Origin of the sequence: Rothia nasisuis, assembly GCF_928381405.1 — a bacterium.
GTDB lineage: Bacteria > Actinomycetota > Actinomycetes > Actinomycetales > Micrococcaceae > Rothia > Rothia nasisuis.
In genome coordinates, this window is record NZ_CAKMSB010000002.1 from 147,653 (window position 1) to 171,934 (window position 24,282).

The following is a 24,282-nucleotide window of genomic DNA, read 5'->3' on the forward strand; positions in this document are numbered from 1 at the left end:
GGTAGGTCTCCCCCATATTTACACCCCGTACCTTCTACATCTCCCGAAGCCTAGCTACCTCAAAACACTCCCGGGCATACTCCCCCGTGCGGGCGAAGCCAGCCCAGATAGACCGAAGAGCCGCGCCCTGCTTCTCCTGGTTCTGCCTGCTTGCTCCCGCCCACAGCCGGCTATCTTCCCAAATAGGGTTATCAAAGAGCAGGGCAAGGTCAGTGCAGTGGACAGACTCGAATGGGCCCCCCACCGCGCCCGTTGCCAGCCGGTAGGCAAGGGCCTGTCCACCGGCGTCCTGATGTCGCTGGGCAAAGACCCGCGCCGGGTCGGCGTACAGCCGCTGGGAAAATGAACGAATCTGCTTCTCCAGCAGGGCCCGTTGCGCTCGCCCGACCCTACCAGTTAGCGGCGGAGTGAAGTAGCCCGACTCCCGTTCCAGGGACCCCACCAGAACTTTGAAATGGGGCGCAACCGCCCGGTAGGCGGCGTCCTCATGCTCTTCGGCTGGCAGGGGGTAGTGCCCGTAGTGGCAGCCGAAGGGCATCATGGCGCGGTCAAGCCCAAACCGGAAAGGGTTAGCCATGACGTGCCGGTGGGACGCCCGAGCCCATACTTCGGCGGGTGCGTCCAAGGGAATCTGGGAGGTGAGGGTCAGCAGATGGCGGGTCATGGCGTCCTTGCCGTGAATCAAGTACAAGGGGGCGCTTTGTATGATGGCCTGTTGGAAGAGATTTTCCTCCACCACACCGTCCGCGATCATGAGGCGGGCAACCAGGTCGCCACCCGCTGACTGCCCAAAGGCGGTGACGCGGTCGGGGTCTCCCCCGAAGCCCGCGATATGTCGGCGGACCCAGCGCAGGGCCTGGCGGGCATCGAGCAGCCCGAGATTAGCAGGACGCCCGGACGCCCCACCCATAAAGCCCAGGTAGCCCAGCCGATGCGTCACCTTGACCACGATGAGGCGGTGCTCGGTGACCAGCAGGTAGGGGTCGTAGCGTTGCCCGTCCCCGGAACCGTAGACGTAGGAGCCGCCGTGGAAGTAAACCATGACCGGCAGGCGCTCGCCGGTACGGACGTCCGCCGGGGTGACGATGGTGAGGTTTTGGCAGTCTTCGCTCATGAGCGGGGCCTGCCGCATTCCTTTTTTGCCGGGGCGCACGTGCTGGGGCGCAGCGGGTGCGGGGTCGGTGGCGGTGAAGCTGGTGGGCAGGTCGTCGAGGCTGAGCGGACACGGCACGGCAAATCTGCGCGCCCGCGCGTAAGGGATACCGCGATAGTAGTGGGCTGCACTGACCCGTTCACCCAGGCCGGCTATGTTCATGGAAGTCCTTGCTACTAGGAAGGTAGTTACTCCCAACCTAGCACTGAGAATCTTTTGCCCACAGAATCAGGTAGTTGCAATAGTCGAGAACCCTTGAGTGGTTTTAGAACCCCTCGGACGTGAGGAGAGGATCAGGGCGTGCCTGTGCCGATAGTACTTAGGGATTCACATCGTTGAGTTTGATTTGATTTATTCCTCACAACTTTCCTCCCTCTACATTTAAACATGAAAGGGAACATAGTAAATAAAAACTTATTAGTAACAACAGTATAACCCTTAGGAGTTGCAATTCTTATCTCCTCAGCACTAAGAGGTGATTCAGAATTGAAGCCGTAGTCCCAAGAAGATTTATCAGGGTTTAATATAGACCAATTTCTATATTTTTTTGAGTTTTCAAAAATTACTCTCTTTTTAATTTCCGATTCATTTTCCACCACCACTGAAGTGCTTCCAGTGAAGTACATAGAATAGTGTTGGTAAACATTCCTCACAATTAAATCGGTCTCAATATCAAGCACACCCCGACGATTGACTATAGAGCTACCCATAAATATTATAGTAATACCTATAATAAGGACACCTATTGAAGTCAAGATCACACCCAGAGTTTCATTAACTTCAATACCCGATCCGTCCATGAATTGCATTGCCAGGTAACCAATGACAAAAGTTAATATAATTACAGATAGGATAAGTACGAGAGTTCCCAGAATCATGAGCAAGATTCCAGAAAGTTTAGCAAGCCTATCGATTTTACCTCCATGTATATTATTTAGGTTAGGGAATGTGGAATTATCTGCAGTTTTTTCTGGTATTTCAAGCAACTTTTTTCTGGCATACTGATCCTGGATCCCCAAGTTTCCGATTTTAGACTCCAGAATTGACCTATGTATCGCCTTCTTATACTCATCCCTAAGACCTGTTACATCAATTTCTCTCAAAAATTCATCGGAATTATGGTTTACAATAATCTGTTGAATTTTTTCTAGACGTAAAAGCTCGGGCGGAAGTCCTTTATTTTGGTTTCTTATTGTTTTTGAGACATTGCGTGAAGCAATAAATGCAGAGTATATTGCAGCAGCTGACCCAATCAGCGTGGTAAGAATAACCCTGGATGTTTCTGCGGCAAAAAACCAATCAAACATTAAATAAACCTTCTACCTCAAAAATAGGCCAAACGTTAGGCAAAGTTCTACTTGAGACAAGCTAACCATATTAAGGAGTTACTTATGATCGCTTCCCGACACGCTCGTTGCTAGGTCCCATTCGGACAATAGATCCCCTTACTCAGCCGAAATTTCTCTAGGATCCTCATTAACCCTTTCTTCAATATGCTTCACGATTCGCTCCACGGCTTCGTCCACGGGCACGCCGTTTTCCTGGGAGCCGTCGCGGAAACGGAAACTGACGGCGCCCTTCTCGACGTCCTCGCCACCGGCAATCAGGATGAAGGGTACCTTCTCCTTAGAGGCGGTACGAATCTTCTTGGGGAAGCGGTCGGTACCGTAATCCACCTCAACGCGCACGCCGCGGGCCTTGAGCTTGGCAGCAACCTCACCCATGTAATCATTGAAGGCCTCAGCAACAGGCACACCAATCACCTGAACGGGGGCCAGCCAGGCAGGGAAAGCACCGGCGTAGTGCTCAATCAGCACACCCATGAAACGCTCAAATGAACCGAACTTGGCTGAGTGAATCATGACCGGTTCCTGGCGGGTGCCGTCTGATGCCTGGTATTCCAGACCGAAGCGGGCAGGTTGGTTGAAGTCGTACTGCACGGTGGACATCTGCCAGGTGCGGCCAATTGCGTCCTTAGCCTGAATAGAAATCTTGGGGCCGTAGAAGGCAGCGCCACCCGGGTCAGCCACCAGTTCCAGACCGGTCTCAGCGGCAACCTTCTCCAGAACAGCGGTAGCTTCTTCCCACTGCTCGTCCGTACCGATGAACTTATCCTTCTTATCGCCCTCGGTGTCGCGGGTGGACAGTTCCAGGTAGAAGTCCGTCATGCCAAAGTCCTCTAGCAGGGAGAGCATGAACTTGAGCAGGTGGGCAACCTCAGCAGGTGCCTGCTCCTTAGTGACGTAGGAGTGGGAGTCGTCCTGGGTAATCATGCGCACACGGGTCAGGCCGGATAGCACGCCGGACTTCTCATCGCGGTAGACAGAACCGAACTCAAAGAGACGCAGGGGTAGCTCACGGTAGGAGCGGCCACGAGAGCGGAAAATCTCGTTGTGCATGGGGCAGTTCATGGCCTTAAGGCGGTAGGCCTGGCCCTCGTCCTCCATCGGGGGGAACATGCCGTCTGAGTAGTAGGGCAGGTGCCCGGAGGTGTAGAAGAGATCTTCCTTAGAGATGTGGGGGGTCTTGACGTACTGGAAGCCCTCAGCGATGTGGCGGGCACGCACGTAGTCTTCCATGGCGCGCAGAATGACGCCGCCCTTGGGGTGAATCACGGGCAGGCCCGGGCCGATGGTCTTGGGGAAGGAGAAGAGGTCAAGCTCTTCACCCAGACGGCGGTGGTCGCGGCGCTCAGCCTCAGCAATGCGCTCCTTGTAGGCAACCAGCTCTTCCTTAGAAGGCCAGGCGGTGCCGTAGATACGCTGCAGCATGGGGTTCTTCTCAGAACCGCGCCAGTAGGCACCACCGGAACGCATCAGCGCGTAACCGTTAGCAATCAGCTTGGTATTGGGCACGTGGGGGCCGCGGCAGAGGTCCTTCCAGACGGTCTCCCCCTTCTTGTTCACGTTGTCGTAGATGGTGATGTCACCGGCACCGACCTCAACGGAGGCACCCTCGGCAGCGTCCGCACCGGAGCCTGGGCCCTGGGAGAGGGTCAGCAGTTCCAGCTTGTAGGGTTCATCGGCCATCTCGGCCTCAGCCTCAGCCTGGGTGACCACGCGGCGGCGGAAGGTCTGACCGCTCTTGATAATCTTCACCATGTCCTTCTCAATCTTCTTGAGATCTTCGGGGGTGAAGGGCTCTTCAACATCGAAGTCGAAGTAGAAACCGTCGGTGATGTAGGGGCCGATGCCGAGCTTGGCGTCCTTGCGGTAGTTCTGCACAGCCTGGGCCATGACGTGGGCGGCCGAGTGACGCAGGACGTTCAGGCCGTCTTTTTCATGGACAGAAACAGACTCGACAGCGTCGCCGTCAGTCAGTTCGGTGGAGAGGTCAACCAGGGTGCCGTTGATACGGGCAACGACGATCTCGGGGTTCTCTGCGAACAGGTCGGCTGCGGTGGTGCCAGCTTCAACCTGCTGAGCGGCACCTGCGACGGAAATGGAAAGAGCGGACAAATGTGTCTCCTAGGTTTGTGCCCACCCCTACAACGGGTGAGCTATCGATACATCTGCACGGTACGAGGGTGCAGAACAAACCTTATTTTACCGCTGGTTAGGCTACTTTGCGCCCTTTGCTAGGGCGCGGGTATCGAAGTTTTCACCAGCGAGGTAGGAGCGGGCGGTCAGGAAGAGGCAGTAGCCCACCACCAGCACAGGGGCAATAAGGACGGACGCCTCCCCCAGCGCCCCGGTCATGGTCAGGTTAATAACTTTGACGGCTAGCACCAGGGCAAGGGCCAGGCCGGAAAAGGAGGGAACCACGGCCTGCGTCTGGGCGTAGAGACGGCGGGCAGAGTACACCCGGGCATCCAGGCCCAGGGCCTGCGCAGCGGCCAACTGGCGCTGCCCCTGCTTGCCCGCGTGAGGTGAAAATGCGTCGTGGGACTGGGCTGAAGCGTCCTTGCTTGCCATTCGCCCCATAGCTGCTCCACTCCACCAAACCAGGGCAAGAAGAGGAAGCAATATACCTGTCAGCCCGAAAACCGACCAGACGCTCTTGTCTACCCAGCCGTCCGCCCGACCCCACAGGCTGTAATGCACCGGTAACTGTTGCGGCAGCGACGGGTAGACCAGGGCCAGATATATCACCTCAGCAACTACCAACCCCAGGGCCGCAAGGAACCAGGTGCGGTTGGGCTTAATAGGCGGGTAGGCGGACGTCATGGTCTACTTGCTCTTGGTCTTCTTGATAGCAGCCGTCTTGGGCGTGACCTTGGCTCCTGCCAGAGAAGCCTTCGCGCGGGACTTCTTGAAAGTTACCTCGAGCCCGTCCACGGCCTTTAGGCGCTTGCGCATGACCTTGATAGCCTCGAGGTTTTGGTCAATCATCAGGAAGTTGCGGTTAAGCTGGGCGCAGGCGTGGCCGGTAGTGCCAGAACCGCCGAAGAAGTCCAGCACCCAGTCACCGGGTGCGCTGGAGGCCTGCACAATGCGGCGCAGAATACCCAGGGGCTTCTGGGTGGCATAGCCGGTTTTTTCCCTACCACTGGGCGAGACGATGGTGTGCCACCAGACGTCCGTAGGTAGCTTGCCAATCTCTGCCTTTTCAGGCGTGACCAGGCCGGGCGCCATATAAGGCTCGCGATCAACCGCCTCAGAATTGAAGTAATAGTTCTCAGGGTCTTTCACGTAGACCAGGATGTTATCGTGCTTAGCAGGCCACTTCTTCTTGGACTTAGCCCCATAATCATAAGCCCAAATAATCTCGTTCAAGAAGGACTCGCGGCCAAAGAGAGCATCGAGCACGACCTTGGCGTAGTGGACCTCGCGGTAGTCCAGGTGCAGGTAGAGGGTACCGGTAGGCTTGAGCAACCGCCAGGCCTGCATAAGGCGGGGCTCTAAGAACTCCCAGTAATTCTCAAAGGAGTCAGAATACCCGTAGATATCGCCCTTGATGGTCTCGTAGGTGTGGCCCTTGTAGCCCACCCGGCTACCGCCCTCGGTACGCACCGTCTTAATGCTCTGACGTTTCTGCACCTTACCCGTATTAAAGGGCGGGTCAATGTAAATGAGCTGGAAGCTCTCTGCGGGCAGGTTTTTGAGCACGGCTAGATTATCGCCGTGAATCACCACGCTGGTGCTATCTGCTGACCACAAAGAACGTTTTGACACAAGGTACAGAATACCCCAAGCGCCCTGCCCCTGCGTGCACTGAGCGTAAGTGAGAAACAGTCACCCAGGGCGTTTTGTGGCGCTGTGAAACATTCCCACAACCCTTGACTCATAAGAACTTTTTTATATAAAGTTTTATTTATGGAACCCGTTGACAGTTACTCGCTAGAAGACTTTGAACCATCGGTCAATCTCTTCTCAGCGCTGGCGCACCCTCTAAGACTGGCTATTTGCCACCATCTTATGAAGAGCCCCCACACTGTGAGCGAAATCCATGCCTGCCTTGGGGTGTCACAACCCCTCACCAGTCACCATCTCAAGCTTCTCAAAGATGCCCATGTGGTCACCAGCTGGCAGGAAGGCCGCAAGACTTTTTACACCCTGGCCGATGACCACATCACACACGTCATTATTGACGTGCAGAAACATACAAAGGAATGATTATGAGCACTGCAACCCTACACCGCGAATCTGAAGCCCACGCTCACACCCACGGCCCCAACTGCGGCCACGAGGCTGTTATCCACCTCGACCACGTTGACTACCTGCACGATGGCCACGCCCATCGCGAGCACAATGGTCACTACGACGAGTGCACCACCTGTGAATGCAAGGACTGCAATGATCTCTGTGTAGCGTGCACCTGCGAAAACTGCACCTGCAAGACCTGCAACCACAACAAGTGCCAGTGCGAAGAATGCAACGACGCCTGCGCAAACTGCTCATGTGAAGCATGCACCTGCACAACGTGCCAGCACGCAGCCTAATTGCTTGCTTTAGACCTTATCGGTAATGGTATTATCCGGGCCCGCCCCCTGTTTCAGGGGCGCGGGCTCCTTTCCTTTAAACTACTGCCGGTGGTTTTGCTCGTGAGCACACATTAGTTAAACTACCGATCCCCTCAATAGAAGTTTCAACCACCTGCCCATCTGCCAGCCACTTGCGCGGCCGTAAAGACAGCCCCACCCCGGCGGGCGTACCCAGGGCGATAAGGTCGCCGGGTTCGAGCGTCATAAAGGTGGAAATGTATGAGACAACCTGGGCCGGGGCAAAAATCAGGTTGGCGGTAGAGCCCTGCTGACGGGTCTCTCCATCAACGGTGCAGGTCATAGTCAGCCCACCGGTTATATCCAGTTCATCAGGGCTAACAATAACCGGCCCAAAGGGAGTCATGCGATCCCAGTTCTTGCCCTGAAACCACTCAGAAGTGCGGCCCTGCCAGTCGCGCACAGAGACATCGTTAAGTACTGTATACCCCAGCAGGTAATCGTCTACCTCTCCCTCAGAGAGACGGCGGCCCCTGCGCCCCACCACGGCACAGAGTTCGACTTCCCAGTCGATTTTGCTGCTCTCAACAGGTAGCTCAATGGCCTCCCCCGGGCCCACCAGGGCATTTCCGAACTTGGTAAAAATCGTGGGGTACTGGGGCAAGCTCGTACCAACCTCGGAAGCGTGATCGGTAAAGTTCAAACCTACGCAAAGCACCCGTTGTACCTTATTCAGTGGGCGAACGAAATCGTGCTCGGCGAGCTCGATCCGTCGGGCACCCAGCTCCGCTGGGCTCACCGACCCCAAATCACTAGACCCAACGTACTTATGAAGCGGCCGGGGAAGTAGGTACCAGGCTCCCCCGCTGTGCACGACCGCACGCGCCTTACCGTCCTTATAAATTTGACCAAATTTCATGCAAAGCCCCTCATCGTACAGGGTCTCGGCCTGCGCCGCGCGACCCTCCGGTTTGTACCCTTGTTTATGAAGCAATATTCGTTATGACCAGGTGAATAATTGGTAACACTGTAGGAATATATCAGGCAACAGAGTATTCTATACAACACAGTGTAAAACATCCCCACCCCCAAGGAGGCCTACGATGAGCGGCTCGATAACCCTGATTTCTCAGACTTCGAAATCACGCAAACCCATTACCGTAAGCACCCGCCCCGCGCAGCTTGACGACGCGGAGGCCCTGGCCCGGCTCTACTTCGCCTCCTACAACGATGACCGCTTTGCCTCCCAGGCTGATGCGGCAGCAGAGATGGAACGCATACTCAAAGGTGAGCACGGCGAGTTCTACACCGAGGCCTCCCCCGTGGTGGTTGACGAGCACAACCGTATCGTTGCCGCCTCACTCTGCCTCAAGCACCGCGTAGTAACTGAGCCCAAGAGCCTGCCGACCATCTACGAACTCTTCACAGCAGCCTCCCGCCGCCGCGAAGGCCTGGCAGAGCAGCTGATTCGCCGTAGCATTGATCAGATGTTTGAGGACGGCTACGAGCAGGTATCTGTGCGCATCAGCGAGAATAACTCAGCTGCCCTTGCCCTGTATCTGACCCTGGACTTCAACCGCTGGTTCCCGGAGGAAGACGACGACATTCTCTAGACAAGCGATAGACTAGGAACGGTTGAGCCCTACCCGCACCAGCAGCGGAACTAGGGCTCTACCCCGTTAAATTAGTTTCTTAGACTACTGAACAGATCTTCGACTGGTTCCAGCAGGTAGGGGGCGTTGTTTCGCACCTTGCCAACGTCCTTGCTGACCTCGCGCATGGCCCAGCCTGCGGTCTCGGCAAAGGCTCGCCCCCGAATAAGTTGCAAGGACGCCTGCGCCTGGGCACGGTAGACCCTCTTCTGCTCGGCGCTGGGCTTAGGGGCACCGGCTGGTCGGCCTGACCTGAGCCAGGCGGTCAGGCTATCAGTTTCGTTGATTTCAGCATCATCAGCCACGTGCAATGGTATGGGTAGGCGGTTATGTAGCTGACCCAGCTGCCGCTCAATATCGGTGGAGTAGCCGGGATCGCCACCCAAATCAGCCATAATCCCAGGGTCGAACTCACCGTTACCGGGAGAATCCATAGTCACAATTGAACAGGACAGCAGCCATTCCCCTTCTTTACCCGGAAAGGGCCCACCGGGCTCGGCATATTCTGCTGGAATCTTCCACCACTCATACAGGCCAGCAAAGTAAATAGGCCGCCCGTCTGCGCGGTGCACAAAGTAGGGAGTCTTGACCTGCTTGCCCGCTACTGTGGTCTCGGTTTTCCACTCGTAGTAGCCGCTCACCGGAACGGCACAATGCCCCGAGATAGCGGCCTCACGGAAGGTAGGCTTTTCAAAAATAGTTTCACTGCGGGCGTTGAAAGCCCGAGATGAAAAGGCTGGGTCCTTAGCCCATCCTGGGAGCAACCCCCACCGGGCCGAGTGTAGTTCTCGGGTAAAGACCAAGGCGCCCCCCTGCCCAGCGGCAAGGTGGGCAGGCGCACCCGCCAGTGCGGGCCCGTCCGCCCCGATAATCTGCTCGGCAGGGAACAACAGCTGGTCAACCAAAATCGGTACCGTACTCGTAGGCGCTACGTTGTAGTTGGTGATGGGGTCGGTAACTTTGACCCCGGCCATGTACTGGGGGTGTTCAAGGGCTAGTTCAAGAGCGTAGCGTCCGCACACTAGAACCCCTCACTTTCGTAGGCTTCAATGACGGCATCTTCGATGTCATCAACGGTGATGAGGGGCTCGATGTCGGCGGCAGCACCCACTGTCGTGGGGTCAAGGGGCAGGTCAAGGGCCCGGTAGACATCTGCTGTCACCTGGCGCAAGCTATCCGCACCCGTTACCACGATGCCAGAAGAAAACCACCAGGCTCCGGCCACCACCCGCTGGGCAGTGCCGATGAGTTTGACGCGCTGACCACCGGGTAGCTGACCCCAGACCGAATACTCACCGGGGCAGTACTCCCCGGGCAGCTCCCCTACACCGGCAGTAATACCGAGGTCGGTGAGAGCCTCAGCAAACATGGCACCGAAGATACCGTAGCGTTCGTGGTTGCCGCTGACGGCGTCCGAGGCCTTTTGAAAATGATCCACCACCAGGCAGCCCGAGTGGTAGGCGACAGCGTGCCCACCCACGGTGCGAACCAGGGGCTCAAAACCGTGATTCATAGCAGCGGCTCGGGCACGGGCAAAGCTGGGGTTGAGCTCGTCCCTGCGCCCAAAAGCTACCGTTGGCTTTGGGCGGTAAAGACGCAGGGTACTGGGGGCTTTTCCCCTACCCACAGCGCGCACGGTTACCATGGCTGAATCAATCATCTGGGCCATGGTTCCACAGGCGGCCGGGTCAACACGGTCAAGGTGCAACATCAGTCCACCGAAATCTCATTGAGGCTTGTGGATACGAACTCCCACCAGGTCGGGCGCAACCCCGCCTTCAGCGCCACCTGCTGACTGATAATATGCGAGGGGCTGGTGCCGTAGAAAGGCACGTAGCCTTCAGCGAGGACGGAGACTGCCAGCTCCCTCACCAGGTAGGACGCCAGGCCCCGCCCCCGGTGCGCCGGTAGCACGTCAATGCCAATTTGGCGGCACCAGTCAGAGTCTTCACTGGCACCAGCCAGGGCTACCAGCTCCCCACCGGTGTAGGCACCCAACACCTGCACATCGGGGCGCAATTCTTTGAAACCGAGGGCATTTTCAAAGTTGGGGTCACCCTTCAAAGGAGCAAAGTCTTGGGGCTGTAGCCAGCAGAAATCATAGTCGCCGGGCGCGGCCCGCTGCGCGGGGGCGTCCTTGCCTGCACCTACCGGTACCTCGGCAAAAAAATCCTTGCCTGGGGTATAAAAAAGCGACGTACCGGAGAGCTGTAGGGCGTAAGGGGTCAGATAGTCGTTGAGTTTGCGCAGTTCGGAGTAGTCGCCTACCCAGTTGCCGTTATCCCCGGCCAGCAGGTTATCTGCGGCCTCACGGACGCGCGGGTGCTGGGCACAAATGACCGTGAGCCCCCGATAGTTGATGAGGCGAAGCTCCCAGTGATCACGGTAGCGACGGCGGGCCGGGTGCATCTCATCGAGGGGAAGACGACGGGCTGAAAGATGGGTTGAGCCGTGCTGCTGGGCGATATCAATGGCCTGTTCAGGCAGGCACAAGTCGATGGACAGCTGCGCAGCCAGAATCTTCTCAGCCTGCTGGTAGCTGGTGATAGGCGCGGGCATGGCTCTCTTTCTGCTGGGTGACGTCTCTATCTAGGGTACTCGCTTTGGCCGGGGCGCGGACGCCGGTGGCATCATTGCGTGTAGGGGGAGGTTGGCTTCACTCCGCACTTATTCTGTTTTACCCGCAACTAGTTGCGGCTTTTTCAGAATAAATGCGGGGTGCTGGTGTTTATGCTGGGTCTATGAAGATTCTTGTTTTGGGTTTGAGCGGTGCCGGTAAGTCCACCTGGGCGCGGCGGTTAGCTGCCGGGTATGGTGTTCCGTTGCTGCACCTTGATACCGTTCACTGGTTGCCGGGGTGGGCTGAGCGGGAGCTTGCGGACGAACGCTCTCTTGTGGGCGAGTTTCTGGATGAGCATGAGGGCTGGGTGATTGAGGGCGGCTATTCCAATGTGCATTTTGAGAGGCGACTGGCTGAGGCTGACCGTATTTATATTCTCTTAGCGCCCCGCCTAGTGCGCCTATGGAGGGCAGGACGCCGCTGGTTCACCTACCGCGGCACTAACCGGCTGGATATGACCGAGGGCTGCCCCGAGAAGCTCGACCTCGAATTTGTGAAGTGGATTCTGTGGGACGGCCCCAGCCGCGCCCGTATGAAGGCCCTGGCGGACGTCCGCCGCACCTACCCCGACAAAACGGTGTGGAAGAGGTGGTGGAACTGACCCACTACGACTTCTTCTCAGAAAATGACCCCTCACCATTTCCCCACAATGGGGTTCAGCAAGGGGTCATTTTCTACCTATGACTAGGTTCTTTAGAAGTCCCAGTCCTCATCTTCCGTGTTCACGGCCTTGCCGATCACATAGGAGGAGCCGGAGCCGGAGAAGAAGTCGTGGTTCTCGTCGGCGTTGGGTGAGAGGGCCGAGAGAATCGCGGGTGACACGTTGGTGACCGAGGCGGGGAACATGGCCTCGTAGCCCAGATTCATCAGTGCCTTGTTGGCATTGTAGTGAAGGAACTTCTTCACGTCCTCACTCAGCCCAACACCGTCATAGAGGGAGTGGGTATAGGCCACTTCGTTCTCGTAGAGTTCGTAGAGCAAATCAAAGGTGTAGTCCTTGAGCTCAGCCTGGCGCTCAGGAGTCTCTTTTTCGAGGGCACGCTGGAACTTGTACCCGATATAGTAGCCGTGCACTGCCTCATCGCGAATAATGAGACGAATCAGGTCGGCGGTGTTGGTCAACTTAGCGCGAGATGACCAGTACATGGGCAGATAGAAACCCGAGTAGAAGAGGAAGGACTCAAGCAGGGTTGAGGCGACCTTCTTCTTAAGCGGGTCATCGCCACGGTAATAGTCCATAACGATGCGGGCCTTCTTCTGCAAGTGCTCGTTTTCGGTAGACCAGCGGAAGACCTCATCAATCTGCTTGGTGGAAGCCAGGGTAGAGAAAATCGAGGAGTAAGATTTAGCGTGCACGGATTCCATAAAGGCGATGTTGGTGTACACGGCTTCTTCGTGGGCAGTGACGGCATCGGGTAGCAGAGACACGGCTCCGACAGTACCCTGGATGGTGTCAAGCAAGGTCAGTCCGGTGAATACGCGCATGGTCAGTTGCTGCTCTTCAGGGGTCAGGGTCTTCCAGGACTGTACGTCGTTAGAGAGCGGCACCTTCTCGGGTAGCCAGAAGTTAGCGGTCAGACGATCCCAGACTTCCAAGTCTTTTTCGTCTTCAATGCGGTTCCAGTTGATGGCCTCAACGTGGTTGACTAGTTCGACCTTCTCACTCATGGTGATGGGTTCTCCTTAGTTTGGATTCTTGCTCTGCCTGGTTCAGGCTTAGTTCTATTCTTTCACCCTTAGGCGTATTGTGCACCAGTGGCCTAGAAGCCAGCCACCCCGCAACCGGGGCGGCTGGCTCTTCGTTTTAGCTCAATTTAGAGCATGCAGCTGACGCAGCCCTCAACCTCGGTGCCCTCAAGAGCCATCTGACGAATCCGTGAGTAGTAGATGGTCTTGATGCCCTTACGCCAGGCATAAATCTGAGCCCTATTGACATCGCGAGTAGTGGCGGTGTCCTTGAAGAAGAGGGTCAGCGACAGGCCCTGATCAACGTGCTGAGTAGCCACGGCGTAGGTATCGATAATCTTCTCGTAACCGATCTCATAAGAATCCTGGTAGTAGTCCAGGTTCTCATTATCCATGTAGGGAGCCGGGTAGTAGACACGGCCTAGCTTGCCCTCCTTGCGAATCTCAATCTTCGATGCAATCGGGTGAATCGATGAGGTTGAGCCGTTGATGTAAGAGATGGAGCCGGTGGGCGGAACAGCCTGCAGATTCTGGTTGTACATACCGTGCTCAGCCACATCGGCCGCCAGCTGCTTCCAGTCCTCAGCGGTGGGCACAAAGTGGCCGGCGAAGAGCTCGCGGGCCCGCTCGGTTTCAAAGTCCCAGGTGCCGTTGATGTACTTCTCGAAGTACTCCCCTGAAGCGTACTTGGACTTCTCAAAGCCAACGAAGGTCTGCTTGCGTTCGCGGGCAATCTCCATGGAGGCACGAATCGCGTGGTAGGTCACCGTGTAGAAGTAGATGTTGGTGAAGTCCAAGGCTTCTTCAGAACCGTAGTAGACGTGCTCACGGGCAAGGTAGCCGTGCAGGTTCATCTGCCCCAGGCCAACGGCGTGGCTCATGGAGTTACCGCGCTCGATGGAGGGAACAGAGGTGATATCTGACTGGTCAGACACAGCGGTCAAGGCGCGTATAGCGGTGCCGACGGTCTGGCCCAGGTCGCCGCCGTCCATCGCCAGGGCGATGTTCAGGGAGCCCAGGTTGCAGGAGATGTCCTTACCGATGGTCTCGTAGCCCAGGTCAGCCTTGTAGACAGAGGGCTCTGAAACCTGCAGGATCTCGGAGCAGAGGTTAGACATGATAATCTTGCCGTCAATGGGGTTGGCCTTGTTGACGGTGTCTTCGAACATGACGTAGGGGTAGCCCGATTCGAACTGAATTTCTGCCAGGGTCTGGAAGAACTCGCGGGCGTTAATCTTGCTCTTCTTAATACGAGCATCATCAACCATCTCGTAGTACTTCTCAGTGACGTTGATGTCTGAGAAGGGTACACCGTAAATACGCTCTACGTCGTAGGGCGAGAAGAGGTACATGTCCTCGTTCTTCTTAGCCAGCTCAAAGGTGATATCGGGAATCACAACGCCCAGTGACAGAGTCTTAATACGAATCTTCTCGTCAGCGTTCTCGCGCTTGGTGTCAAGGAAGGAGTAGATATCGGGGTGGTGGGCGTGCAGGTACACTGCACCTGCACCCTGACGGGCACCGAGCTGGTTGGCATAAGAGAAGGAGTCTTCGAGCAGCTTCATCACGGGGATGACGCCGGAGGACTGGTTCTCGATTTTCTTGATGGGTGCGCCAGACTCACGCAGGTTAGTTAGAGCAAAAGCAACGCCGCCGCCGCGCTTGGAGAGCTGCAGGGCTGAGTTGATGGAACGGCCAATGGACTCCATGTTGTCTTCAATGCGCAGAAGGAAGCAGGAGACCAGCTCGCCGCGCTGCTTCTTACCGGCGTTAAGGAAGGTGGGGGTAGCGGGCTGGAAGCGGCCAGAGATGACCTCGTCAACAATCTTGGTCGCCAGCTCCTGGTCGCCTTCTGCCAGCAGCAGGGCTACCATGACCACCCGATCCTCAAAGCGCTCTAGGTAGCGCTGTCCGTCAAAGGTCTTGAGCGCGTAGGAGGTGTAGAACTTGAAGGCCCCCAGGAAGGTGGGAAAGCGGAACTTCTTAGAATAGGCCAGTTTTGACAGTGACTTGACGAACTCAAAGGGGTACTTCTCAAAAACCTCCGGCTCGTAGTACTGGTGCTTAATCAGGTAGTCAATTTTCTCTTCAAGGTCGTGGAAGAAGACGGTGTTGTTGTTGACATGCTGCAAGAAGTACTGGCGTGCTGCCTGCCGGTCGGCCTCGAACTGAATCTGGCCGTTTTCATCGTAAAGATTGAGAAGAGCGTTGAGTTCGTGGTAGCCCATGCCACGGTACTTTTCGGGGGTGCTGGGGTCCTCATGCCCGGGTTCTACACTGAGGCCGGGTACAGGGAGTTTTGAATCCAAAATTCTTCCAATCCTTTTTGAACGGTGATGACGTCTTCGTGGGTGCCCATGAGCTCAAATTTGTAGAGTACGGGCACGCGACATTTGGCGGCGACCTTGTCTGCTGCTACGCAAAATAGTTTGCCAAAGTTGGTGTTTCCCGCACCGATGACCCCTCGAAGGAGCGCCCGGTTATGCGGGTTATTGAGGAACTTAATCGCCTGCGGCGGTATTGAGCCTGCACCGCCGGGTCTACCGTAGCTGGGTATGCAGAGCACGTAGGGCCCTTCTACTTCTGGCGGCGTGGCACTCGTTTTTAGCGGTAACCGTAGGCTCTTGAACCCGGTCTTTTGAATGAACTTGTGAGTGTTCTCTGAGACTGATGAAAAGTAGACGATGGTGGGATCACCGACTGCTTGTTTGCTGGGGGTTTTATCCATGGTGATAACCTTGGATCGATGTGATGGTGGGGGTGACTAATGTAAGCGCATAGTACCTGGGTTAGATGGCACGAGCTCAGTCCGTGCCCCTGGCACAGGTGGGTGCTCTTAGGCCGCCATGGCGGCCAGGGAGTTAATCTTATCGGGCTGGAAACCTGACCAGTGATCTTCACCTGCGATTACCACGGGTGCCTGTAGGTAACCCATTGACTTGATGAGTTCGAGAGCTTCGGGGTCCTTGGTAATGTCAACGGTGCTGTACTCCACGCCAAGTTTATCGAGAGCGCGGTAGGTCATGTTGCACTGGACGCATGCGGGCTTGGTGTACACCGTAACGGTCATAGGGGTCTCTCCTTGGTGTCCCGCGCAGGCGGGAAATCTTTGCGTGGGCGCTCCATTAGGAGCCTAGTGTGGTGAGTTCCAGCAATTTAATCGGTGGTACTCGAACCGAGATTTAATACTACATCTAGTGTCTGCTCACCGCATCTAACCCAAGATGGTGTGGTTTGTTACTAAAAATTTTCTAGAACTGCTCTATCCACAGTTCTCCCGCGAGTTTGTGCGGATTCCCCCTCCTGTTATCCACATGGCTCCCTGGGGGGCGATTTTTGCTAGTCAGGTCTGTTTCTCGGAGAGAGCAAACTTTTGGGCGCTAGACGGAGGGCTCAGGTTCCCTGTGTTTACGCGGTTTAAGGGGTTCAACCTAAATCATTTCTTGAGCGTTTAAACCTGTCCAGAGAACTTTTTAACAATATTTTTGCTGCCGCTGAACAATGACGAGGGGCACCCTGCCAGGCTTGACAAGGGCGCCCCTTAAGGTGTTTAAGCAGGCTTGGTCAGACCAGCCCCCGTTCTTTGAGCTGCTCGTAGAGGGCGGTACCGTCATTACCTTCAAGCCAGAGATCGCCCTTGACGATGTCGCGGGCACGGTTATCGCCCCAAACACGGCCAGATGAGAGCACAGACTCGCCGAAAGTGAGGTTGCGAATCAGGATTGCTTCGACATTGTGGGGGTAGCGCACTGCAAAGCCATTGTAGATTTCGGGGTCGCGTTGGCCGTCGTCACCGATAAGAATCCAGCGCATGTGTGGGAATTCGTTGGCAAGACGTTTGAGAGAGTTCACCTTATGCTGGGCACCCGAACGGAACCAGCGATCGGGGGTGGGGCCCCAGTCTGTAAGCAGAAAGGTACCCTTGGGGTAGCCATTGCGGTGCAAAAAGCGGCGGAGGGTGGGAGTGACGTTCCATGCGCCGGTAGAGAGGTACATGAAAGGAGCTTCGGGGTGGGCTCGGTGGAGTCGGTCCATCATGACGGCCATACCCGGGGTAGAGTTCCGGGCGTGCTCATTGAGCACAAAGCTGTTCCAGGCCGCTAAAAAGGGGCGGGGCAGGGCGGTGTTCATGACGGTGTCGTCCACGTCGCTAACGACGCCTAGGGTTTGGTCTTCGGGGACGATGTAAATGCTGGTCACGGCAGGGTGGGAGCCTGGGGTAGTCATGATGACCCGGTGTATACCCGGCTCAAGTTCGACCTTGATCTTGACGTCAACGACTCCCCCTCGATCGGCGTGGACGCGGTGGTGGATTCCGTCAATGTCAATATCTACCTGGGCGTGGGAGATAGCTACTGAGGTGAAGGATCTCCAGCCGCGTACGGGTTCCACGGTGGGGTCGCCTTTTTCAACAGAATCGAAGACTCCTTCAAACAGGTCAGTCTTGTAGAGGGCACGGCCTAGAAGGCGTACCCAGCCGCGGGTGCCGTACCCTACTGAGGGGACGATGACGGGTTCGAGACCGCCTGCCTTTGCTCGGCGCTCCCTGAAAGTGTGAATATTATCGCCGATGCGATAGCCCATATTGACGGCTTCGTCAGCTGCTTCTTGAACGATAGAACGTAGTTCGTGTGCCCCTGGTGTGCTCATGCCATTAGTTTTTCATATTCTCATCGTCTGCGCATATTGAGGTTCTTGATTGCTCGGTAGGGCTTGCGGAGGTTCCGCGTAAAAGGTGGGCACCGCCACGGCGCCCACCTGTGTGACGTGTGTGGGTAGTGGGGGTGCTTAGTCGACGTTCAGCACGCAGGTCGCGCTACCGGTGCCGTCTGCTTCGTTAGCGTGGTTAACGTGGTCGCCCTCTTCAAGGGAGTAGCCGGTGCCTTTGATGGCACAGAAAACCTCAGCTGCCGGATCCTGTGCTGAGACAGAGACGCGAATTTGTGAGTCTGAGAGGTCTGTCAGGTTATCGTAGTTGAGCTTGTATAAGGCTTCGCCCTCGAACTCAGCCTGGTTACCGTCAAAGCTCATCTGATCCTGGTAGACGGTGACCTTTGCAGGTGCTCCGGTGCCGTTGTGTTCAGCAGTTACCTCGATGGTGATGTCTTCGCGGCCGCCCCAGCCGTCAGTCTTCTCGATGCTCATACCAGGAACGATGGTTTGCGCGCAGCCTGCGAGCAGGGCGGTCGCCGCAAGCGCGGATACTACGGTAACTTTTTTCTTTGCCATACATAAAAATATAGCGTCTTCACAGTCTCTTGAGGTAATGCTACGCGCTGGTTTCTGACAGTTTGTAGTCAAACCAGCGCTACGGGTGAGTAGCTGGCTGAGTCTGGGCCACCGTCTGATTGACGTTAGGCCTAGGTCGCCCGCCCGGCGATTAGCCCACCGCGCACGTAAAAGGGCCAGCTGATTCCGTTTTTGGACATAGTCGTAAGCGGGTCTATTCTCTGCGCGAAGAGGTAGGAGCGATCCTTGTAGGCAATAAAGAATTCGTCAAAGGCTGGAAGGTGTAGCTCAAGATCACGCGCTGCGGTGAGTTCTTCGGCGGTAACATCTTTCTGCCAAGCTCCATGTAGTATCGGTGGGACGCATGGGTCCAAAAGCCTATAGCAGATCCCCCGCACCATGTGGTACTGGTGTGGGGGATCGTGAGGGGCGGTGCGGCCCTAGGGGGAACTACTCGTGAGGATATTAGCTCTCGCTCAGTCGTTCTGGATCGGCGGTCACTAGAATTTTGACGGCTGTTTCGTTGCGGTTGATGAGGGTGTCGAAGCCTTCGTCGATGAGGTTTTCCAGGGCGATTTTGCCGGTGATGAAGGGTTTGAGATTGATTTTGCCTGATTCAACGAGTTTGATGGTGTCAGGGTGGTTGTTGACGTAAGCGATGGTACCGCGTACATCGACCTCTTTAAGAACTAGCTTTTGCATATCTAGCTGGGCAGGTTTGCCCCAGATAGAGACGATCACGATGACGCCCTGGGGTTTGATAGCGGCGAAAAGGGTGTCGAGAACGGGTTGCACCGAGGTACATTCAAAGGCAACGTCGGCACCGCGCCCACCGGTGAGCCTGTTGACCTCTTCGACGATATCAGTATCTGCAGGCGAGAGAGCGTAGTCAGCGACTCCTGAATCAAGGGCTTTTTGGCGGCGTAGCGAGGAAAGCTCACTCATGACGACTGTCGCCCCCTTCGCTTTCAGCACGGCTGCTGTCAGTAGCCCGATGGGGCCGGCCCCTCCAATGAGGGCTACGTCGCCTTCCTTGATATCGCCTGCGCGTTCGACGGCGTGATAGCCAACGGTGAGAGGCTCGATGAGGGCGGCTTCGTCAAGGGGCACCTCTTTTGAAATTTTGTGAACCCAGCGGCGCTTGACAGCGATTTTTTCAGCGAGGCCTCCACCGCGGCCTGCCAGACCGATAAAGTTCATGTTTTTAGAAAGGTGATAGTTTTTGTTGCCCTCTGAGGTATCCACATCGTCTGCGATAATGTAGGGCTCAACGACCACATGGTCGCCCACCTTGAGGTCGCTGATACCCTCCCCCAGTGCTTCGACAACACCAGAAAATTCGTGGCCCATGGTGACGGGAGCTGTTTCGCCAGAGATGGGGTGCGGTGTGTTATGGGTAGGGCAGAAGATGGGCCCGTCCAGGTATTCGTGCAAGTCCGTTCCGCAGATACCGCACCAGGCAACCTTGATGAGCACTTCTCCGGCTCCTACGGTGGGTTCTTCAACGTTTTCGATGCGGATGTCTTTGTTGTCGTAGTAGCGTGCGGCTTTCATAGGTCGATCTCTCCTTGATAAGGCGGTAACGAGGGGGCTCTTGTGCCCTGCCGTGGTCTTGTGACCTACCTTCTACCTTAGCGAGGTAAAGGATTGGCGTGTTGAGGTGCGGTTGTATCTCACCAATATGACCCAGCATGACGTTGCGGGTGGGGTGACTTTTTCCTGACCCCGCACAGATACGAGCAGAGCAAGTCAGAGTAGCATCAAGGCGCGGACGGGGCAGGCGGCGGCCACGGTGTGGGCCTTACCTAGGGCGATGAGGTTGAGTGCTATGGGTTCAGCTGTCTGAAGTAGCCCCCTTGAGAGGTCAGAGTGATGGTTGGCCCGACGGAAGGGTTAGGGGCCTGTATACCCAACCTATGTTAGAGCTGTGAAACTAGAGCCCTACTGGTGGTGGTAAGGTCTGCCTGCTGTGATTTCTCTGGCTCGATATATTTGTTCGGTGATGATGAGGCGAACCAGCTGGTGGGGAAAGACCAGGTCTGAGAGACTCCAGATGGTGTTTGCGCGAGCGCGTACAGAATCATCGACCCCGTAGGCACCGCCTATCACCAGCACAAGCCTCCTATATCCCAGCTGGGAGTCTAGGAGCTGTGCGAGTTTGGGTGATGAGAGCATTTTTCCTCTTTCATCGAGGAGCACCAGGTAGTCATCTTTCTCAATTTTGGCTAGGACGCGCTGGGATTCTTCGGAACGTGCGGCTTCTTCTGCCAGTGAGGAGTGAGGCAGGTAAACCCAAGAGGTGTCCCAGGGCTTACGCAGGCGTTTTTCGTAGCGGTCGATGCCTTCTGAAACCCATTTTTCGTGTTTCTTACCGATAGCGATAATTTTGATGGTCACTTTTGCTCCTCGCTGTGGAGGTTCTCTGGTTCTTCGTGCTGGTTGCTGGCGGTGAGCACCGTGAAAACGGGGGTGCGTACCAGCTGGCGCACCTGACTCCACCACTGTTCAACCTGTGGGCGGTAGCGGGCGTGGGAGTTGTGTACCAAGTAGAGTCTGCCGTCTGGGGCGAGGAGCCGGTGGGCGGCCTCAAGGAGTGGGCCTACTAGTGACAGGTCAACTGCGGTTCCTCTGTGAAACGGCGGGTTGAGTAGCAGTACATCAACTGAGCCTGCGGGGATGCGTGCTCCCGCATTGTCCCAACTCACCTGCACTCGGGCGTCCTTACCTAAGAGGTGATGGGAAGAACGGGCAGCGTCGAGGTCAAGGTCAGTGGCGAAGGCCTGTGCCACCTGAAGTCCTGCGGGCAAGCCGTGTAGAACGGCCTGGGTAACCGAGCCGTTGCCGCAGCCTAAATCAAGCATGGTTAGGGGCTCAGTTGCCGGCAGTGATTCCAGGTCGGCAAGAGCTGCCTGGGCCAAAAGATTGCCTCCGCGGTCTGGTCTGCCGCCCGAGAACACGCCACCGACAGCCGGTAGCTCCCCTGCAAGGCGTGGAGCTTGCTGGGCTGGTGCGGGATCTGACGCTAGCAGGCAGCGGTGCTTGCCTTGGCCTCGCAGGCCGGTTACCTGAGCGAAACTGCGGGCTAGGGTGGTATTGAAGCTACGATTCATGTGCTTCGTATTACCACCGAGAATCAGCGCCCCCTGAGCCCTCTGTGCCTGCTGGTAGGCGGCAAATCCGTGGGCGACATCGGTAAGGGCTGCGTGGCTTTTGGGTAGATGCCCCAGAGCTAGCCCCCCTGAGAATTCGTGGCGGGCTAGAAAATCGTGGAGCCCAAAGGTAGCGGTCTCAACTTCACCGGAGCCGTCCAGGCCCGCAATGAGCAGGCGGGTAGCGCCGGTCTCCCCTAGGCTCGCGCGGAGGGCTAGCATGTTCTGGGCATCTGCGTATGAGCGCTGGCGGCTGAACACGCGCCCGGTTTGGGTGTGCTCAAGGGCCCAGCGGGTGAGGGCGCCTGCGGGGTCATCGAGTACGAGGACGTCCCCCTGCCCCTGGGGGCTGGCGGTGACGAGGTGTGCGGTAGCGTCCTGAATGATGAGTCGGTCCAGGGCTGTGCCGCCGAGATCGATAGGATTAGGGGTGTCTGTTGGTGGGAGGGTTTTCACTCCCCTATTCTCTCACGCTAGATGGCCTCAGCCCGGCGCGCTATTGTGGGCCGCCTGTGAGCGGCGCTTCCCAGGCACCCTGTATGAGTGTGCGAAGGGTGTGCAGGTTAGTGGATTTGAGGTTCGTGATATAGAGGCACCCGGCACCGAGTTTGTATTTGCCCAGTGAGGCTAGGTGATGTTGAAAGTGTGGTGCGCCTTGTATTCCGTACAGTGTCAAAGACGCCTTGCGGGGGCTGAAACCAATTTTGAACCAGTCTCCGTGGCGCCCGCTCGTTGACGCATAGTGGACTTGGCCGTAGCCGACCATGGTTGGGCCCCACATGACCGGGCTGACGCCGGTAATCTGGTTGAACATATCGAGAAGGGCCAGGCCGTCAGCCCGCCGGGTGGGCCATTCAACTGCTTGGCAAAATTCCTGGGGGTCAAGGCTGGTGGGCCGGGTTTTGATGTCGGCGCTGGTGTGCCCGGTGTGCCCCGGTGTGACGGTGACAGATGTAGCCTGGCTAGCGATTTCTGCCTCTGTTGGTGCTTGCTCCATATCGCCACCTGTTTTTCGGAGTGCGCCCAGCAGACGGTTAAGGCCTTTGGCCCCTACGCCGTGAAGTGCAAGAATTTCACCGTAATTGGCTCCGTTGAGCTGGTTGAGGCGGGTGATGCCCTTCTGCTGAAGAGCCTTACGTAAGGGGGCACCTACCCCCGGAATGTTAAGGCTGTTGGTCTCTGTCATCATGGTTGCTCCGCACTGTGGGTTTACCCCGGGTTTACGCCCAGTTCCTCTCTGTGTATAGCTTCCCCTCCTACCGGGTGAGGCTTCTAGGCTCGGTCAGCCACAGGCCCACAGGGGTTCCGGGCGGGCAGGCTGAAGTATTGGTGATGAGGCGAGCAAATCGTTTCATACTCCTAAAATACCCCTCCTCCGGGTCTATAGCGAAGCTAGCGGGTTGATCGGTAGACAGAAAAGTTTGTCAACTGTGATTGACACAGTGAGCTTTAAGCAACTAAAGTTGACATCATGAATCCGGATTCAGCAGCACAGCGTGCAGCAGACACCTCAGACCCCGCACGAGGACTCAGGGCAATTGCAGCCCTGAGAGACCTGACCGACGCCCTCGAACTGCAACAGGTCGAAGCTGCCCTAGCACAGGGCATGAGTTGGCAAACCATAGCCGACTGCCTGGGAGTCAGCAGGCAGGCTGTACACAAAAAATATGCTAAGAAAATTGACCCTTCTATCCCTCGCCCCAGGAGGACGAGATGAAAAAACCTCAGCCCGATTTTGCCTCCTACCTATCACTCTTGCATCATGCCCAGCTAGCAGCCAATCAGCGAGGTGTAGGAACCATTGACCTACCTGACCTACTAATAGCTCTAACTCACGACCCGGGGCTGGCCGGGCAAGCGCTCAGAGAACTAGGGCTTACTACAGATGCCGTCACCGCAGCTAGTAGGTCTGCCACCACGAGCCTACTTGCCAGCGTGGGGGTCACAACCCAGCCGTATCTGCCAGTAGCATCAAGCGAGAAATATGACATGACCCCACGAGCGCGAAGGCTGCTTCGGTCTACTCCCACCCCTGAATCCCTACTTACCCTACTGCTGGCTGAAACAAGTGGAACGATCCAAGAAATCTTAAAAATTGCAGGGTGTAGTACCCAGCAGGTGTCCACTACACTAGCTCAGCTCCAGGCAGATACGCCCCCCGCTACCAGCTCCTCCACCACAGAGCCCGTTGGCGCGCAACCATCCGAATTGAGCGCGCCGAAGCACCTCACGTCCCAGCAAAGTCAGCACATCAACCAGCCGCTAGCGGATATCTGGGATTTCGTCACCGCAGCTGAGAACCTCCCCCGCTGGGCTCCGTCACTCGAAGCTATTGCACCAACACCTGACCCACACTCCTGGCAAGGTGTGGCAACAGCACCAGAACCGAGGCATCGTTTTGGCAGTAAAGTCAGAACAGGCCCTGGTGAACGGCAACTCACCATAGAGCAGGCTGTCAATGAGACAAACCACTCGGTCACCTATACGCTCAGTCACGCGCCGTACCTCAACCTCAATACACAGGTCATTGAGGTTCAGCTCACCTCGGATCGTTCAGGAACCAACGTGACCGTCACGAGCGGCTGGCTACGCCCGCCACATACCCTAACACCGGCGGCCCTCAAGCCCTTACGCCCATTACTGGGGCTAGTGCTCAAACCGCTCCAGCGTCTTGTAACCACCATTCAAGCTCTGGCCATTGGCCGGGAACTGGCCAAGGCCCTCACGAGCGGTGAGCGGAGCTAGTTCTTTGCCCAGAGAAGCTGTGGGAGACAAGATAGTGCTAGATATTAGCCGTGTTGATGATTTGACCGATGTAGCTACCCGCAATGCTGAGAGAGGTTCGGCGTCTGCCTGCTGATGGGATTGCGGTGATTGTTAAGGACCCCGAGGGGCTGGGGCTTCTCTCGCCC

Annotated in this window: 25 protein-coding genes; 6 read left to right on the plus strand and 19 right to left on the minus strand. The window is 56.5% G+C overall.

The features are described from left to right. Nucleotides 1-34: 34 nt before the first annotated feature. From L6966_RS02175 to L6966_RS02195, 5 genes are all read right to left on the minus strand, one after another. Entirely contained in the window at nucleotides 35-1,315 is a 1,281-nt protein-coding gene (locus tag L6966_RS02175) for a carboxylesterase family protein (protein WP_237232792.1), read from the minus strand. A 131-nt stretch (nucleotides 1,316-1,446) separates the two neighbouring features. Further along, nucleotides 1,447-2,460, minus strand: coding sequence for a hypothetical protein (locus L6966_RS02180; RefSeq protein ID WP_237232793.1), 1,014 nt, complete (start codon nucleotides 2,458-2,460; stop codon nucleotides 1,447-1,449). A gap of 138 nt (nucleotides 2,461-2,598) precedes the next feature. Beyond that, entirely contained in the window at nucleotides 2,599-4,611 is a 2,013-nt protein-coding gene (gene thrS, locus L6966_RS02185) for a threonine--tRNA ligase (RefSeq protein ID WP_237232794.1), read from the minus strand. Nucleotides 4,612-4,713: 102 nt separating this feature from the next. Continuing rightward, on the minus strand, nucleotides 4,714-5,319 hold the full coding sequence (locus tag L6966_RS02190) for a DUF1648 domain-containing protein (protein ID WP_237232795.1): 606 nt from the start codon (nucleotides 5,317-5,319) through the stop codon (nucleotides 4,714-4,716). 3 nt (nucleotides 5,320-5,322) lie between these two features. Further along, entirely contained in the window at nucleotides 5,323-6,267 is a 945-nt protein-coding gene (locus L6966_RS02195) for a DNA-methyltransferase (protein ID WP_237232796.1), read from the minus strand. A 141-nt stretch (nucleotides 6,268-6,408) separates the two neighbouring features. On the opposite strand from L6966_RS02195, the gene L6966_RS02200 reads away from it, so the two are divergent. Beyond that, nucleotides 6,409-6,708 (plus strand): ArsR/SmtB family transcription factor, encoded by a 300-nt coding sequence (locus L6966_RS02200; protein WP_237235477.1) that lies wholly within the window; start codon nucleotides 6,409-6,411, stop codon nucleotides 6,706-6,708. A 2-nt stretch (nucleotides 6,709-6,710) separates the two neighbouring features. After that, nucleotides 6,711-7,034, plus strand: a complete 324-nt coding sequence (locus L6966_RS02205) for a hypothetical protein (protein ID WP_272878581.1) — start codon at nucleotides 6,711-6,713, stop codon at nucleotides 7,032-7,034. 76 nt (nucleotides 7,035-7,110) lie between these two features. Here the strand turns inward: L6966_RS02205 and L6966_RS02210 are convergent, their stop codons facing one another. Further along, the gene (locus tag L6966_RS02210; protein ID WP_237232797.1) at nucleotides 7,111-7,953 is read right to left on the minus strand and encodes a fumarylacetoacetate hydrolase family protein; all 843 of its coding nucleotides are present in this window, start codon (nucleotides 7,951-7,953) and stop codon (nucleotides 7,111-7,113) included. Nucleotides 7,954-8,137: 184 nt separating this feature from the next. Here L6966_RS02210 and L6966_RS02215 point away from each other — a divergent pair, with 184 nt between their 5' ends. Beyond that, nucleotides 8,138-8,647: a GNAT family N-acetyltransferase gene (locus tag L6966_RS02215; RefSeq protein ID WP_237223949.1), complete on the plus strand. Its 510-nt coding sequence runs from the start codon at nucleotides 8,138-8,140 to the stop codon at nucleotides 8,645-8,647. A 71-nt stretch (nucleotides 8,648-8,718) separates the two neighbouring features. Here the strand turns inward: L6966_RS02215 and L6966_RS02220 are convergent, their stop codons facing one another. The 3 genes from L6966_RS02220 to L6966_RS02230 are packed head-to-tail and all read right to left on the minus strand — an operon-like array spanning nucleotide 8,719 to nucleotide 11,245. Further along, nucleotides 8,719-9,708 carry an SOS response-associated peptidase gene (locus tag L6966_RS02220; RefSeq protein WP_237232798.1) on the minus strand — a complete coding sequence of 330 codons (990 nt, stop codon included), beginning with the start codon at nucleotides 9,706-9,708 and terminating at the stop codon, nucleotides 8,719-8,721. Continuing rightward, nucleotides 9,708-10,397 carry a lipoate--protein ligase family protein gene (locus L6966_RS02225; RefSeq protein ID WP_237232799.1) on the minus strand — a complete coding sequence of 230 codons (690 nt, stop codon included), beginning with the start codon at nucleotides 10,395-10,397 and terminating at the stop codon, nucleotides 9,708-9,710. Before L6966_RS02225 ends, L6966_RS02220 begins: the two co-directional genes overlap by 1 nt. Further along, nucleotides 10,397-11,245 carry a GNAT family N-acetyltransferase gene (locus L6966_RS02230; RefSeq protein ID WP_237232800.1) on the minus strand — a complete coding sequence of 283 codons (849 nt, stop codon included), beginning with the start codon at nucleotides 11,243-11,245 and terminating at the stop codon, nucleotides 10,397-10,399. Before L6966_RS02230 ends, L6966_RS02225 begins: the two co-directional genes overlap by 1 nt. Before the next feature lie 182 nt (nucleotides 11,246-11,427). Between L6966_RS02230 and L6966_RS02235 the strand changes: the two genes are divergently transcribed. Continuing rightward, nucleotides 11,428-11,907: a P-loop NTPase family protein gene (locus L6966_RS02235; RefSeq protein WP_237232801.1), complete on the plus strand. Its 480-nt coding sequence runs from the start codon at nucleotides 11,428-11,430 to the stop codon at nucleotides 11,905-11,907. 92 nt (nucleotides 11,908-11,999) lie between these two features. On the opposite strand, the gene nrdF is transcribed toward L6966_RS02235, so the two are convergent. The 10 genes from nrdF to L6966_RS02285 form a co-directional block, all read right to left on the minus strand. After that, on the minus strand, nucleotides 12,000-12,974 hold the full coding sequence (gene nrdF, locus L6966_RS02240) for a class 1b ribonucleoside-diphosphate reductase subunit beta (RefSeq protein WP_237232802.1): 975 nt from the start codon (nucleotides 12,972-12,974) through the stop codon (nucleotides 12,000-12,002). Nucleotides 12,975-13,120: 146 nt separating this feature from the next. Further along, nucleotides 13,121-15,301, minus strand: a complete 2,181-nt coding sequence (gene nrdE / locus L6966_RS02245; RefSeq protein ID WP_419721873.1) for a class 1b ribonucleoside-diphosphate reductase subunit alpha — start codon at nucleotides 15,299-15,301, stop codon at nucleotides 13,121-13,123. After that, nucleotides 15,265-15,720 carry a class Ib ribonucleoside-diphosphate reductase assembly flavoprotein NrdI gene (gene nrdI, locus L6966_RS02250; protein WP_237232803.1) on the minus strand — a complete coding sequence of 152 codons (456 nt, stop codon included), beginning with the start codon at nucleotides 15,718-15,720 and terminating at the stop codon, nucleotides 15,265-15,267. The genes nrdE and nrdI overlap by 37 nt, the downstream gene beginning before the upstream one ends. Nucleotides 15,721-15,828: 108 nt before the next feature. Continuing rightward, entirely contained in the window at nucleotides 15,829-16,062 is a 234-nt protein-coding gene (gene nrdH / locus L6966_RS02255; protein ID WP_083091140.1) for a glutaredoxin-like protein NrdH, read from the minus strand. Nucleotides 16,063-16,556: 494 nt separating this feature from the next. Then, the gene (locus L6966_RS02260) at nucleotides 16,557-17,642 is read right to left on the minus strand and encodes an App1 family protein (RefSeq protein WP_237232804.1); all 1,086 of its coding nucleotides are present in this window, start codon (nucleotides 17,640-17,642) and stop codon (nucleotides 16,557-16,559) included. Nucleotides 17,643-17,780: 138 nt separating this feature from the next. Continuing rightward, a complete protein-coding gene (locus L6966_RS02265; protein ID WP_237232805.1) occupies nucleotides 17,781-18,221 on the minus strand; it encodes a hypothetical protein in 441 nt (146 codons plus the stop codon). Nucleotides 18,222-18,686: 465 nt separating this feature from the next. Then, nucleotides 18,687-19,775, minus strand: coding sequence for a 2,3-butanediol dehydrogenase (locus L6966_RS02270; RefSeq protein WP_237232806.1), 1,089 nt, complete (start codon nucleotides 19,773-19,775; stop codon nucleotides 18,687-18,689). A gap of 387 nt (nucleotides 19,776-20,162) precedes the next feature. After that, the gene (locus L6966_RS02275) at nucleotides 20,163-20,618 is read right to left on the minus strand and encodes a 23S rRNA (pseudouridine(1915)-N(3))-methyltransferase RlmH (RefSeq protein WP_180377810.1); all 456 of its coding nucleotides are present in this window, start codon (nucleotides 20,616-20,618) and stop codon (nucleotides 20,163-20,165) included. After that, the gene (locus L6966_RS02280) at nucleotides 20,615-21,826 is read right to left on the minus strand and encodes a class I SAM-dependent methyltransferase (protein WP_237232807.1); all 1,212 of its coding nucleotides are present in this window, start codon (nucleotides 21,824-21,826) and stop codon (nucleotides 20,615-20,617) included. The genes L6966_RS02275 and L6966_RS02280 overlap by 4 nt, the downstream gene beginning before the upstream one ends. Before the next feature lie 40 nt (nucleotides 21,827-21,866). Next, entirely contained in the window at nucleotides 21,867-22,559 is a 693-nt protein-coding gene (locus L6966_RS02285) for a DUF1801 domain-containing protein (protein ID WP_237223974.1), read from the minus strand. A 282-nt stretch (nucleotides 22,560-22,841) separates the two neighbouring features. On the opposite strand from L6966_RS02285, the gene L6966_RS02290 reads away from it, so the two are divergent. Then, nucleotides 22,842-23,087, plus strand: a complete 246-nt coding sequence (locus L6966_RS02290; protein WP_083091147.1) for a hypothetical protein — start codon at nucleotides 22,842-22,844, stop codon at nucleotides 23,085-23,087. Then, nucleotides 23,084-24,115, plus strand: coding sequence for an SRPBCC family protein (locus tag L6966_RS02295; RefSeq protein WP_237223976.1), 1,032 nt, complete (start codon nucleotides 23,084-23,086; stop codon nucleotides 24,113-24,115). Before L6966_RS02290 ends, L6966_RS02295 begins: the two co-directional genes overlap by 4 nt. Nucleotides 24,116-24,282: the final 167 nt, after the last annotated feature.

Coding starts and splice junctions, on each gene's coding strand:
- L6966_RS02175 (WP_237232792.1), bottom strand. CDS start 1,315: ATGAACATAGCCGGCCTGGGTGAACGGGTCAGTGCAGCCCACTACTAT.
- L6966_RS02180 (WP_237232793.1), bottom strand. CDS start 2,460: ATGTTTGATTGGTTTTTTGCCGCAGAAACATCCAGGGTTATTCTTACC.
- L6966_RS02190 (WP_237232795.1), bottom strand. CDS start 5,319: ATGACGTCCGCCTACCCGCCTATTAAGCCCAACCGCACCTGGTTCCTT.
- L6966_RS02200 (WP_237235477.1), top strand. CDS start 6,409: ATGGAACCCGTTGACAGTTACTCGCTAGAAGACTTTGAACCATCGGTC.
- L6966_RS02205 (WP_272878581.1), top strand. CDS start 6,711: ATGAGCACTGCAACCCTACACCGCGAATCTGAAGCCCACGCTCACACC.
- L6966_RS02210 (WP_237232797.1), bottom strand. CDS start 7,953: ATGAAATTTGGTCAAATTTATAAGGACGGTAAGGCGCGTGCGGTCGTG.
- L6966_RS02215 (WP_237223949.1), top strand. CDS start 8,138: ATGAGCGGCTCGATAACCCTGATTTCTCAGACTTCGAAATCACGCAAA.
- L6966_RS02225 (WP_237232799.1), bottom strand. CDS start 10,397: ATGTTGCACCTTGACCGTGTTGACCCGGCCGCCTGTGGAACCATGGCC.
- L6966_RS02230 (WP_237232800.1), bottom strand. CDS start 11,245: ATGCCCGCGCCTATCACCAGCTACCAGCAGGCTGAGAAGATTCTGGCT.
- L6966_RS02235 (WP_237232801.1), top strand. CDS start 11,428: ATGAAGATTCTTGTTTTGGGTTTGAGCGGTGCCGGTAAGTCCACCTGG.
- nrdF (WP_237232802.1), bottom strand. CDS start 12,974: ATGAGTGAGAAGGTCGAACTAGTCAACCACGTTGAGGCCATCAACTGG.
- nrdI (WP_237232803.1), bottom strand. CDS start 15,720: ATGGATAAAACCCCCAGCAAACAAGCAGTCGGTGATCCCACCATCGTC.
- nrdH (WP_083091140.1), bottom strand. CDS start 16,062: ATGACCGTTACGGTGTACACCAAGCCCGCATGCGTCCAGTGCAACATG.
- L6966_RS02260 (WP_237232804.1), bottom strand. CDS start 17,642: ATGAGCACACCAGGGGCACACGAACTACGTTCTATCGTTCAAGAAGCA.
- L6966_RS02265 (WP_237232805.1), bottom strand. CDS start 18,221: ATGGCAAAGAAAAAAGTTACCGTAGTATCCGCGCTTGCGGCGACCGCC.
- L6966_RS02270 (WP_237232806.1), bottom strand. CDS start 19,775: ATGAAAGCCGCACGCTACTACGACAACAAAGACATCCGCATCGAAAAC.
- L6966_RS02285 (WP_237223974.1), bottom strand. CDS start 22,559: ATGATGACAGAGACCAACAGCCTTAACATTCCGGGGGTAGGTGCCCCC.
- L6966_RS02290 (WP_083091147.1), top strand. CDS start 22,842: ATGAATCCGGATTCAGCAGCACAGCGTGCAGCAGACACCTCAGACCCC.
- L6966_RS02295 (WP_237223976.1), top strand. CDS start 23,084: ATGAAAAAACCTCAGCCCGATTTTGCCTCCTACCTATCACTCTTGCAT.